This is a genomic window from Clostridium sp. 1001275B_160808_H3 (assembly GCF_015550425.1).
In the GTDB taxonomy this organism is placed as follows: domain Bacteria; phylum Bacillota; class Clostridia; order Clostridiales; family Clostridiaceae; genus Clostridium.
This window is the reverse complement of record NZ_JADNAT010000007.1, coordinates 83,268-97,152: the sequence shown is the minus strand read 5'-3', so window position 1 is coordinate 97,152 and position 13,885 is coordinate 83,268. Positions and strand designations below refer to the sequence as shown.

Annotated in this window: 10 protein-coding genes; 1 reads left to right on the top strand and 9 read right to left on the bottom strand. The window is 25.8% G+C overall.

Annotation, left to right across the window (positions count from 1 at the left end):
- Positions 1–18 precede the first annotated feature (18 nt).
- The 9 genes from I2A75_RS07020 to I2A75_RS06980 all read right to left on the bottom strand — a co-directional run bounded on the left by I2A75_RS07020 (position 19) and on the right by I2A75_RS06980 (position 12,661).
- Positions 19–1,860 (bottom strand): alginate lyase family protein, encoded by a 1,842-nt coding sequence (locus I2A75_RS07020; RefSeq protein ID WP_195263761.1) that lies wholly within the window; start codon positions 1,858–1,860, stop codon positions 19–21.
- Between the two features lie 11 nt (positions 1,861–1,871).
- Positions 1,872–2,504, bottom strand: coding sequence for an acyltransferase (locus tag I2A75_RS17965; protein ID WP_195263760.1), 633 nt, complete (start codon positions 2,502–2,504; stop codon positions 1,872–1,874).
- A 75-nt stretch (positions 2,505–2,579) separates the two neighbouring features.
- On the bottom strand, positions 2,580–2,996 hold the full coding sequence (locus I2A75_RS07010; RefSeq protein WP_207733776.1) for a DapH/DapD/GlmU-related protein: 417 nt from the start codon (positions 2,994–2,996) through the stop codon (positions 2,580–2,582).
- A gap of 8 nt (positions 2,997–3,004) precedes the next feature.
- Positions 3,005–4,501 (bottom strand): murein biosynthesis integral membrane protein MurJ, encoded by a 1,497-nt coding sequence (gene murJ, locus I2A75_RS07005; RefSeq protein WP_195263759.1) that lies wholly within the window; start codon positions 4,499–4,501, stop codon positions 3,005–3,007.
- Between the two features lie 24 nt (positions 4,502–4,525).
- A complete protein-coding gene (locus tag I2A75_RS07000) occupies positions 4,526–6,889 on the bottom strand; it encodes a glycosyltransferase (RefSeq protein WP_195263758.1) in 2,364 nt (787 codons plus the stop codon).
- A 15-nt stretch (positions 6,890–6,904) separates the two neighbouring features.
- Positions 6,905–8,134 (bottom strand): nucleotide sugar dehydrogenase, encoded by a 1,230-nt coding sequence (locus tag I2A75_RS06995; RefSeq protein WP_195263757.1) that lies wholly within the window; start codon positions 8,132–8,134, stop codon positions 6,905–6,907.
- Between the two features lie 15 nt (positions 8,135–8,149).
- Positions 8,150–9,274, bottom strand: coding sequence for a UDP-N-acetylglucosamine 2-epimerase (non-hydrolyzing) (wecB, locus tag I2A75_RS06990; protein ID WP_195263756.1), 1,125 nt, complete (start codon positions 9,272–9,274; stop codon positions 8,150–8,152).
- 15 nt (positions 9,275–9,289) lie between these two features.
- Positions 9,290–9,925, bottom strand: coding sequence for a sugar transferase (locus I2A75_RS06985; protein WP_347707762.1), 636 nt, complete (start codon positions 9,923–9,925; stop codon positions 9,290–9,292).
- Positions 9,926–10,354: 429 nt separating this feature from the next.
- Entirely contained in the window at positions 10,355–12,661 is a 2,307-nt protein-coding gene (locus tag I2A75_RS06980) for a cell wall-binding repeat-containing protein (protein WP_195263754.1), read from the bottom strand.
- A gap of 163 nt (positions 12,662–12,824) precedes the next feature.
- On the opposite strand from I2A75_RS06980, the gene I2A75_RS06975 reads away from it, so the two are divergent.
- Positions 12,825–13,781: an LCP family protein gene (locus tag I2A75_RS06975; RefSeq protein WP_195263753.1), complete on the top strand. Its 957-nt coding sequence runs from the start codon at positions 12,825–12,827 to the stop codon at positions 13,779–13,781.
- The last annotated feature ends 104 nt before the right edge of the window (positions 13,782–13,885 follow it).

Below are 13,885 nucleotides of genomic sequence, written 5' to 3'. Positions count from 1 at the left end.
ATTTATAATTATTTCCCCTTAAGCGTTAATATCCCTAGTTATTATTGTCGTATGACTCTTACAGAAATCATGCTCTATTCTTATTCTTTTAGATTTTTCCTTATTTAAGAATAGCTTAGAAATTTCTATATCCTCTATATGTACTTTTCCATCAAATTTAATATATATTACCTCATCATTTATTAATTTAACAATATTATTTTGAAGCACTTCAATTTTTACATTATTATCTAAAGTAAAATTTAATTCTGCTTTTTCTTCAAAATAATCAATTAGTTCTATCACTCCTGAACGCTTCGAAACCCTTATATTTCTTCTATGAATAAATGGTTTATATCCATTATTCTCAGCTTCAATTTGAAGTCTATCTTCTAAATCTTCTACTTTAAGAAGCTTTGTCTCTGATTTATTTCCCCATAAAAAAGGTCCTTTCATTTCAGATTGACTTTCGTCTTTATAGCACAGAGTATTATGAGCTTTAGTACTTCTATAAAAATCTCTCTGTTCCTTATTAATATTATAAATGTAAGTTCCGGAATCTATAATAAACGGCTTATTATTTTTATAATAGCATACGCTTAGTGCATCTGCATGCCCATGAGCTGCTAAACTTCCAAATCCTAATGGTCCGAAATCAAAAAGTAATAAGTCATTGTTATTTTTTATTATTGAATATCCACCGTCTTTGTAAATATTAAAATTATTCTTAGGAGGTTCTTTAAACTCATTCTTATATTTATAAAACAATTCTACTTCTTTGTAATTTCTTAATTTATTATAATAATTAGTTTCATAATAATAGCTTCCTAATGCCAATATATAATCATAATAATTTTCTATATCACAATTAAAATTAACTATCTTAGCATCATCACTATCTCCAAAATCTATATAAACTTCATTAGCTTTAAGATTATAAATAAATTCCACAGATTTTCTTATGATCTCTTCTTCAATAGGCTGTACTCCTATTTTTTTCATTACAGTATTATACTGTAGCATAATATCAGTAACAAAAGCCTGATAATGAAGAGCCTGTTCTTTATTTACTCCATCCTCAAAGAATTGATTCCTTAATTCCCTATTTAGTATTTCATATCCTTTTTTAAACCAGTTTTGCTTTACTAAGTCTTCAAAACAATAACCAATTATAGAGGAAATTGCTACTTCTAAAATCAAATGATTATTAGCTGATGAAAATAGAGATAAATTATTCATAACATATTTAGTTGAGTTAATGATAAAATTAATAATATCATTTTTAAATTCTTTTCTATCTATATCCTTTAGAATAAATAATATAATTAGCCATTGATAGCTTCTAATAGCTATTTCCATAGAAGAGTTCCAATTTATTCCTTTTAAAAACTTATTTTCATTACTCCAATCATAAAAATGCTTTTCTAAGATATCTAGATACTTTTCATTATTTGTTTTTTTATAATTTAATGCAAGACTCACTAGAAACTGATGTCTATTAACTTCCCAACTATATCTAACATCTCCTATTTCGTCAGTATTCTTGAAATCCATATCCTTTGAAAACTTAATATTATCCCAATTTGACTTCATACCTTTATTCCAAAGAATTTTGTCTTCAATATTTATTTCATCATAAAATATTTTATATGTATTCTTATAATCAAAATTCTCTAAATTTATTTCATTGAAAATCTCATTAAGCTTATTATTAATTTTATTTATATCATATTTTTTATTATCAATCTTATATACATCTATTCCACTTTTATAAATTACTTTATTTATTTTATCTTTAGATATTTTTTTTAATCTAAAAGCAATTTCCTGTACACTCATTGCTTTTAATCTATTAATGTACCAATTTAATTTAGTAGACATATATCTAACTCCTACATTTCTTTTATCAATTTATCTATTTTTTCATTGTCATATTTGTCATTAATCAATTTAGTCGTTAATTCCTCTTTTGAAAATCTATATTTAAAAAACTTACATGGATTTCCGAAATTTATTGAGTAAGGTAATATATCTTTCGTTACTACAGAACCTGCTCCAATTATAGCTCCTTCTCCAATAGTAACGCCTTTTAATATAGTTACATTAGCACCAATCCAAACATTATCTTCGATGATTATCGATTCGGTTATATGCCCTGAAAATCGTACACTTAAGTTGTCAAAAACATCATGGTCATTATTTATTATATAAGTATTAGATGCGATCATTGCATTACTACCTATACTTATATTGCCCGTTCCTACATTAATATTAACATTTGAAGAAATAAGTGTATTTTCTCCTATATTTAGGTATCCTTCTTTATTAACTACTATTCTAATACCTTCATGCAGTGAGCAATTATTTCCTATTCTAATTTTATTCAAATATCCAGAAACAATAGGCTTCTTATAAAATTGGGTTTTAATTCCGCACTTCAAACCAAATATTCCAAAAAAAATTATTATGATAAAACTTTTTAATCTTATATATAATAATTTTATTCCAAAATATAATTTTGACAAACTTATTCCTCCTTTAAAAATAATCTAATAGAAATCTATTTATATATCTTTGTTTTATTTTAAATATAAATGCTATTATTTTTTTATGGTTGCTGGAATACCAACTGCTATTTTTCCTTCAGGAACATCCCTTAAAACAACAGCATTAGCTCCTATTTTGCTATTAGATTCAACTTTTATTCTTCCTAAAACCTTAGCTCCTGCTCCAATAAATACATTATCGCCAATAACAGGCACTCCATTTGCCCCTTCTTTTCCCCCGATAGTAACACATTGAGATATCACGCAGTTTCTTCCTATAACCGCATTTTTATGAATAACTACTGCAATGCCTCCATATCCAAGTAATGTACCTTTGCCTATTTCGCATTCATAAGGAATTATTGAATTATATAAAATAAAAATAATTCCTTTAATTATTTTAGGTAAAAAAGGTATATTTTTTTTGTATAAAAAATGAGATATTCTATATAATTTAATTGCATTCAACATATACTCACCTATAGTTCCTTAATATAATCTATTATTCTAATTCTAAATATAAATAATAAAATAATATATAAAAATAAAGAAATAACTCCAATAATAAACATATTAACAATATAATTCATATTAAATTGTATTACTTCCTTTAAAAAGCTAATAATAAAATACATTACTAAAGTTAATCCTAAGTATTTAATGAAGCTAACAAAAGATACTAATTCAGTATTAAAATCCTTTTGAAACTTATAACATATACCAATAGCTGATATTACTATCGATAAAGATCCTGCTAACGCAACCCCTAAAACTCCAAATCTTTTACATAAAATTAAAGATAATAGAATATTAAATCCAATACCAATAATACTATAAATTGTTGGTATTTTTGTTTCCTTAGTAGAATAATAGGATCTATTTATAAGTTCTCTTATTCCCATAAATATAATTCCTATACTACTAAAAATAAGTATCCTACTTGTTAACAAAACATCATTCCTACTAAAATTACCATACCCATACAAAAGTGAAATAATCTCCTGATTAAACTTAATTAATAATAAAGTTAAAGGTAATAGAACTAGTATTATCATATTAGCTGATGAAGAAATTTTCCTATTAAATTTATTGATCTCTCCTTTTGCATAGTCATGAGACAAGTATGTAAATATATAATTAATAGCAATTAAAATTATAGAACTGTAGACTGCATTCACTATTTTGTTAGATAAGTTATACGCTGTTAAACTACCAGCTTCTAATGTTGAAGTAATGGCCCCTCCAAACATACTATTTATTTGCTGCGCCATTATACCAATAAACATAGGTCCAATAATATATATTAATTTTTTAATATTTTCATCTTTTATGTCAAATTTCTTATTAAATCTAAAATTAATTTTTCTTAGAGGTATTACAAAAATCAATACTTGTAAAAAAGTGCCTAAAAGAACAACTAAAGTTGAGTACTTTATTCCATAGTTTGGATAAACTAAAATCATACTAAATATAGTCATTACATTAATAGGAATTCCCATAAGCGAAACCCAAAGCATCTTTTTGTTAGCATTCAAAATAGCTGAAAAGCATGACGAAATACTTAAAAAAATTAATGATGGAACCATTATAAAAAATAGCTCCTTTGTTAACAGAAATGCCTCTCCCTTAAATCCTGGTGCTAAAATATTAATTGAAACTTTGTTAAATATCAACAAAACTACAACAAAAAGGCTTGAAATGATCACTATACATTTTATAAATGTATTTGTAAAATTATTTACGATATCTTTACCTTTATTAACCATCAGGTCTACATAAGTAGGTAAAAATGTTGACATAATTACCCACCCTATAGAACTAAATAAAACTGTAGGAAGATTTATTATAAACATAAAAATATCTGATATTTCAGTTGCTCCTAATGCTATAACTATGCTACTATCCCTAAGAAATCCTGATATTATGCTAATCAGATTAATTAATATCATTCCTATTAGAATCTTCTTATTTCCCATACTTTCTCCAACTTTCATAAAAATTTATGTTTCTAAACTCTTATATAATTTTAAAATTTCATTTATCATATTTTTTTCATAAAAGTTCTTAGATTTTTCAATATTATTATTATAATAATTAATCATAATATCTTCATTTTTTATCAATGATAATATGGCATTTCCCAAGGTTTCTATATCTCCTGGACTTATGATAATTCCATTTATGTTATTATCTACAATTTCAGGAAGCCCTCCAATATTACTGACAATTACAGCATTGCCATAGCTCATAGCTTCAACACATGATATTCCAAATGATTCTATATACGATGGCATAATCAAAACTTTAGTTTTACCTAATATCTCTCTTTTATAATTTCCATCTATCCAACCTAATACTTCTACAATATCTTCTATTTTATATTCTTTTATAAGGAGTTTTATCGAATAAACATCTCCATCTCCAGCAATTAATAACTTCCAGCCGTTACTTATTAATTCATCTTTAATATTCTTAATTGCTTTTAAGATATCATATATACCTTTATAACTTTCTAATTTCCCCATAAATAGAAGTTTATTTTCTTTATTTGTAAAATCAATCTTACTCTCTGGTTTACTTATTGAATTATAAATTACTTTAATATCTTTATTTGAAACATTAATTCTCTTAATATCTTCAGCTAGACCATGTGATACCGTAACTATATTATCAGCTAACTCTAATACTTGTTCAATTAATATTTTTACAAATGGATTGCTCTTTAAATAAAAATCATAAAAATTTCCACCGTGAATATGTATTATTATTTTACTTCGATTTCTTAGAATAAAAGCAATAATTGCTTTTCTATAGAAACTTCCATCCGATGCCATATGAATATGTGCTATACTTCCTTGAGTTATAAATATAGCTTTAATTAAAGCTTTAAAATAATCTTTAATTTTATTATTATAAATTGTAGAAATATTGTATATTTTAAATTTTCTATTTATTTCTTTAGACTCATAAATTTGTCTTATTACTGTTGCTATTCCACCTTTTAAATAAATACTCGGTCCAAAATTATAAACTTTTGTTCTATTATCAAATATATATCTATCTTTTAAAATAGTTTTCTTGATTTTCTCTAAAATAGGAATCTTTCTTTTTGATAATTCCATATTATTAACTATTGCATATAATACTGCAAAATATATACCTGCTAATGGGCTTAATAAAACATGTCCTCCTAAAAACATAATTGTAAAATTAATTATATAGACTAAAGAAAGTAATTTTTCAATAAACATCTCATTTTTTAAGAAAATTTTAATTGATTTATATAGAACTTTAAAAGTTGGAATTATAATAATTGGTAACATTATTATTCCATAAAAATATAAAATGTCAAAAATATCCATTTCTATCATTCCATGATTTTTTAAGAAAGTTCCAATAAAATCAGATCCTTGAGTGAATCCAACCCCAAATACAATATATTTAAATTTAGATGCCCAAAGAGGAAGTGCATCCATTAAAGTTAGATTTCTTTTACTAACTAAGAATGTAAAGAAATCTAATTCTTTAAAGAAAAACTTCATTCTCTCAATTATAGTATTGTTGAATGTTTCCCAATAAAAAACTCTAAATATAATTAGAAAAATCAATACACATGTTCCTAAAACAATTAAATTTCTTTTACTTCCTTTATTTTTAATAAAATTATATATAAAGAATGCTATAGTTAGAAAGAACATTGCTATTGCAGTTTTAGTACCTATAAGAACTATATTAATTCCTGATATTAAAGAAAAAATTAAATAGAATATTTTTTCTTTCTTATTTGATTCATTTATTGCTTTATAAATAACAAATGGAAATGTTACCACTAGTGTGGAAGTTATATCATTTAATCCTATAAATAATCCCTTAAAACCACCATCACTTCCATAAGAATTAACACCAATATTTAAAATTCTTGATATAATAATGCTAGAAGTACATATAATATTTACATATACTAAAGTATTTATATACTTACTCATGCTTCTTATCTTATTTTTAAACATATTATTTAATATATATATCATTAAAATATTGTAATAAATCTTAGATATAAATGATATTTCACTAAATAATTCAATATGATATTCAAATGATATTAATATCATTTGAATAATAAATAATATTAAGCATACTCCTATTTTTATAATATTTTTTTTATTTTGAAGCAAGAATATTAAAATCAATATCATTAGTATAACTGCTCTAATAATTACTCCTGGAGAAAATTCACTTTTTAATACATAATCAAAAAAACCATTTATTAAATCAATTATAGGAGTTATTAATAATAATATTAATACTATTTTATCTATATTAATTTCATCCAATATTCTTCTAAATTTGCTTCGTATATTCATGCTTCCTCCCCTTTTTTATAATTTGTATATTTTTTTATATACATTAATAATATTTTTTGTATCATATACTACCATATTTTTCAGCATATCCTGATTATTCTTAATTTCATCGTGAGCCACAAGTACAACTATCATTTCAGTATCACTCATAAAATCATCTAAAGTCATTACTTGATTACTATACATCTTCTTTTTTACAAGTGGATCATATATTTTAATATTATCCATATTATATTTTTCAAATATTTCCATCAATTGCAATGTTGGACTTTCTCTTACATCATCTACATTTTCTTTATATGTTAAGCCGTATAAACCTACTTTAGAATAATCCTTAATATTATTTTCTTTCATTATTTTATGTATTTTATCAAATACGAACTGTGGCATTCCGTCATTAACTTCTCTTGCCCCTCGTATAACATTTACTATATCAGGGTAATCTCCTACTAAAAACCATGGATCTACTGATATACAATGCCCTCCAACACCTGGTCCTGGTTGAAGTATATTTACTCTAGGATGTTTATTAGATATTCTTATAAGCTCATATACATCCATATTTTCTCTATCACAAATCTTAGCTAATTCATTTGCAAAAGCTATATTTATATCTCTAAATGTATTTTCTACTACTTTACTCATTTCAGCAGTTTTAATATCCGTTACAACAATTTCATTTTTACAAAATGCTTTATACCATGACTTAACTTCATTACCGATTTCAATCGAATCCGCGCCTATTGTTCTTGAGTTGTTTTCCAATTCATAAATCATTCTTCCTGGAATTATTCTTTCGGGAGCATGTACTAAATGTATATCTTCACCTATTTTAAATCCCTTTGCTTCTATTATTGGTCTAATAAATCTTTCTATCGTCCCTGGTGATATTGTTGATTCGATAACTAGTATAGTTCCTGGTTCACAAACCTCAAGAACCTGCTTTGTAGCAGCAATAACATATTTAGCATCTATAATTTTCGAAAGCTTAATATATGGTGTCGGAACAGTTATAATATATTTATTAGTTTTTTCATATTCATTTTTAAATTCTATTCCATTCTCTAATGCTTTGTTAAAAATATCTTCTAACCCTTCTTCTTCAAACGTAAGTTTTCCTTCATTTAAAGTATTAACTAATTCATCCTTTAAATCAGTACCAACAACTTCAACTCCATTTGCAGCAAACATAAGCGATGTTGGCAATCCTATATAGCCTAATCCTATAATATTTAATTTACCCATTCTATCGTACTCTCCTTATTTTTCAAACTCTAAAGCTAATATTTCTAGTATTCTATTAGATGATTCACCATCACCATAAGGATTGGTGGCTTGAGCCATTCTCATATAGATATCATTTTTATTTATTAATTCATTGGTTATATTAAATATATCTTGTTTATTAATACCTGAAACTTTTACAGTTCCTGCATCAACAGCTTCTGGTCTCTCTGTTTCAGTTCTCAGAACAACAACAGGTTTGCCAAGGGCTGGTGCTTCCTCTTGAATTCCTCCTGAATCGGTCATAATTAAATAAACCTTTGCCATAAGATTTGAAAATTCAACATATTCTAAAGGTTCTATTAAATGAATCCTGTCCTTATAATCGTCAAAATAATTATGTGCTAACAATCTGATCTTAGGATTTTTATGCATTGGGAATATTACCTCTACCTCTTTATTTGATTTTAATAAATCTATAATAGAACCAAATATATTTTCCATTGGTTTACCCCAATTTTCCCTCCTATGTGTAGTTAATAAAATCATTTTTTTATTCACAAAATCTATTTCATTTAATATTTCATATTCAAATTTATAATTATCTTGAACTACACTTTTTAATGCATCTATAACTGTATTTCCAGTTACATAAATCTTTTCATTAGCTACTCCCTCGTTCACTAAATTTTTTTTATTATTTTCCGTAGGTGAAAAATGGAGTTCAGCTATTGATCCAGTAAGCTTTCTATTCATTTCTTCTGGAAATGGTGAGTACTTATCATAGCTTCTAAGACCTGCTTCAACATGTCCTACCGGAACTTTATTATAAAAAGCTGCTAATGCGGAATTTAATGTTGTAGATGTATCACCATGTACTAGCACAACATCTGGATTACATTCCTTTATAACATTATCAACCCCCTTAAGAACCTTATTAGATATATCAACTATTGTTTGTTCATGATTCATAATATCTAAATCATAATCAGCTTTCATACCAAAAATATTCATAACTGAATCTAACATTTCTCTATGTTGAGCTGTTATACAAACTATAGATTGAAATCTTTCATCTTTTTCTAAAGCTTTGATAATAGGAGCCATTTTTATAGCTTCTGGTCTTGTACCAAAAATACTTAAAACTTTTATTTTATTCATAATTATCCCCTTTTCTTAATAAGCATTATTATCTCCAAATAAAACAAAGAATGTCTTAAATATAAGCTTGATATCTAGTAAAAAACTTCTTTCATTTACGTACTTAATATCTAGCTTCATCCAATCTTCAAAATCGATATTATTTCTTCCTGAAACTTGCCAATAGCAAGTAAGTCCTGGTTTAACATTAAGTCTTTTTAACATCCATGTTTCAAATTCTTTAACTTCATTTGGAAGGCTTGGCCTAGGCCCAACTAAACTCATATCACCTTTTAAGACATTTACCAATTGTGGTAATTCATCTATACTTGTCTTTCTTATAAACTTACCAACCTTAGTTATTCTTGGATCATCTTTCATTTTAAACATAGGACCCGACATCTCATTTTGTTCTTTTAATTTTTCTTTTATTTCTTCTGCATTTATAACCATAGATCTAAGTTTGTACATATCAAACTCTTTTCCATCTTTACCAACTCTTTTTTGAGTAAATACAATTGGTCCTTTTGATTCAAATTTTATTAATATCCCAACTATTATTAATATAGGACTTAATAATACTAATCCAGTAAATGAACCTATTATATCAATTACCCTTTTTGATAATCGATATATTAATCTACTTTCTTTCTTCCCAACTTCTACATTAATATCTAAATTAATATTACTCAAAGCGTATCCCCCTAATAAATCCTTATGAAGTCCAACTATTATTTCTGCATATTTATCAATAATATTACAGAGATAATCATATTCTCGCACAAAACATTATACCATAGATATGTATTAAAACAAAGAACTGCAAATATGCATCAATTTCGTATAATCCCCATTTTTATAAGTTCTTTTTTTTATTATTTTAAAATTTAAATTAAAATTATCATATATAAATATTAAAACTTTATTAATATTTACATATATTGTTTTTTTATTTAATTAATCATCATTTACATTGTCGAATTTTATAGTTTTATTTATTAATATTTATATAGTTAAATATTAATTTTTATAGAATTCAACAAAATAAAAACACTTATAATGCCCTTTTTATAGTAATATTATAAGTGTTTCCATTTTATTCTATCTCAATACATATTTTAAAGAATTTATGGAATTAATAGAAACTCCTCCGCCTATTTGCATAATTTCCTTACTTTTCCTTCTTTCAATAGCTATTTTTTGATCTATATCTAAATTTGTATCACATAAAACTATAGCGCCATTATTAATTGCTACTATTGGTCCTACAGATAAAGCATCAATCAGTTCTAAACCTTTTGAAGCATAAATTTTTGTTATTTCATTACCATAAAATTTATCTATTACTGCAGCATTAGTCTTATATCTATCCTTACCACCTAGTCTATTTCCTCTAATATCTAATGCTGTAATTAAATTAATATCATTTAATAGTTTATCTGATATAACTCCAGTTCCTCCAATTATGTATGCATTATTTAAGCTTTCATTTTTTAACCAATCATAACTATTAGAAGTTACTGAATTTCCCTCTGTTAATATTATCGGCATTCTATCTCTTCCTGACACAGCTGCTATTGACATTGCATCTGCTTCTGCATATCCATTTGCTAATACTATATTTTCAATATCATAACAATTTGAATCTATATATTTTGCTATTTCTAAAGAGGTTTCATATCTGTTTTTTCCGCCTAATCTAATTATATTATTTATACCTAGGTTATTTAATTGCGCTTGTACATTTTTTGAAACAACACCTTCTCCACCAGCAATAATGACTTTCTTTATTCCAAGTCTTGTTATTTCATTCATTGTTTCAGTTGGAATATTATTATTTTGTACTAATAATATTGGTATCTGTAAATATGTAGCTAAAGGTGTAACAGCTAGTCCATCTGCTAGTTCTAACCCATTAACTATTACTACAGTATCTGATAAATTAAAATTTGAACTACTAAGCATTGCAGCTGTATCATATCTATCATGTCCTATGATGCTAGTAAATTTCACTTCATTATTTTCTTTAGGAAAAGTAACTTTAAAGTTTATTTCATCTCCACTTGCACTACCTACTTCTGAAATTACAATTCCACTATTTTGTCCGTTATTAAAATATAAACTATTTGAAACAAATCCACTTTTTAAATCATTACTTCCAATGCTTGTCCTTCCTGATTCTTGTGAAAAAAATGAAGTTCTAGTATTTCCTGAAGCATATGTGCTATTAATATCCCCATCTCTAAACACATAAATATGGTCTGGATACCCATTCCTATTTCCTAAATACGGATCAACATCTTCATTTATTCTGTAAACTATAACCCCTGATCCTGGTAATGTGCTGTCCCAATTTCCTGATTGCTTTCTAAACTCTACCATAAAATACTCTTTTTCTGATAAAGGTGATTTGATCTTAAATGCAACTACATCATTTTTATTGGAGCTTTGAGAAGACTTAACTGTATATGTTCCATCACTCTTAATTTCTCCGATATTTAAATTTAAATTACTATAAAGATTCCTTGTATATACTAATGGTAATTGACCATATCCATCTGTATTGGCCATAACGTCCCATTCTCCAACAGGATTTCCTCTATAGTAATATCTATATAAGTCTGGATAGTTAAATACATGTAAGAATTCATGTATTGCTACTTTAAGTAAACTTTTATTAAAAATATTATTTTCATTAGTACCTATATTTATCAAGTTATAGTTTCCTAATTTCTTTCCATTTAATGATGAATCGCCTAAATATTTAGTTTCATGTGGCCATAGCATATTATTTGAAACTGTGGCTCCTGTACATAAAAAAGTTACTACATCAATTTCTCCATCACCATTTTTATCTAACTCATTTGCTGGTATATTTATATTATTTTTAACTGAATCAAAAGCCCATCTTATGAAGGCCTGTTCTTCTTTGCTTCCTGCAATATATTTTTCATAATACTCTCTTGTTTCTGGAGCTTCAATTGATAGATATGTACCTTCTCCTTTGGGATAAAAATCACTATTTATATTTATTTCTCCATAAGTCAAATCATTTATATATGAATTTAATGATATAGAACCTGGATCTGAAACTTTATCATTATTGCTATCAATAAAATTATTATACGAATCATTTAACTGATTTGATTTTTCGGCATTAATAAATTCGCCTTCCCCTTTAAATCTTATAATTACAACTATATTCTTTATTGTTTTTGTTGAACCATTAGACATTAATGGCGTGTTAGAACTATCCAAATCGTCATTAATATTATCTACTCCAAGGCTAGTACCATTTTCTATCATATAATTATATATATTGTCATTTTCAGCTTTACTATCTGCCAATGGTTTCATTGATGGTATCAAAAGTAGTAAAGCTATTATTGTAGAAATTATTTTTTTCATTTTTCTCCCCCTCATTAAAATGTTCAATACTAATAATTATTTTATCATTTTTTACATTTAATATCAAATATAGATATTTTTATATACACACTCTTTATTTTATTTCCAAAATTATCTTTATTTTGCTATAATATACCTATATTTTGAATTTGGAGGCTTATAAATGAAAAAAACGTCAAAAAGAAAAATTGGACTCATGTCTATACTTATAATAATACTACTAATAATTGGTTCAATAGTATTTTATACATATTCTCTATCTAACAAAGTTGAAAGGGTTGAAGTTGACAGAAATGATGTAACTAATACAGGAAAGGAAGCCCCTAAAGAAGCTGATGATGTCATAACTATTGCATTGTTTGGAAGTGATTTTTCTGAATACTATGATGTTAGTTCAGCAGATGCAACTATGATTTTATCTATTGATACTAAAAATAATAATATAAAACTTTGTTCTTTAATGCGCGATATCTATTTAGATTTACCTCAGGGTGGAAAAATGAATTTAAACTATACAATATTAGATGGAGGGCCAAGCTCTATATTGAAAACTATAAACTATAACTTTAATTTGAATATAGATAAGTTTGTTCAAGTAGATTTAAAAAGACTTCCTAAAATAATAGATGCACTTGGTGGAGTAGAAATTGAAATAACTCCCGATGAGCTCGAATACATTAATGGATACATAGACCATATAGATAAAAATAACGAAACAACTACAGAACATATATATAGCCCTGGAAAACAACTTTTAAATGGTACACAAGCTTCTGCTTACTGTAGAATTAGATATACAGATGGAAGAGATTTTAAACGAACTGAACGTCAAAGGGATGTATTAAATGCTTTATTTGTTAAGTTCAAAGATATTAACTTAACTGAAGTTCCTGGTCTTATAAATAATATACTACCTCTTGTAACAACTAACCTTTCAAACTCTGAAATTATATCAATTTCAACTAAAGCTTTGGGTATGGGCTTAAATAATATAGAACAAGGAAGATTTCCTTCAGATGAAAATATAATAAGTGCAGGTTTCACTGATATGTATCATACTAATATAGATATTGAAGGTACAACTAAAGAACTTCATAAATTTATATTTTCAATAGAATAACTAAATAGAAATTAAATATTAAAAATGAATAATAATGTAGATAAAAAAGATTGAGCCTCAGGAGAATTCCCCCTGGGCTCAATCTTTTTTCTAATTAATTCTAA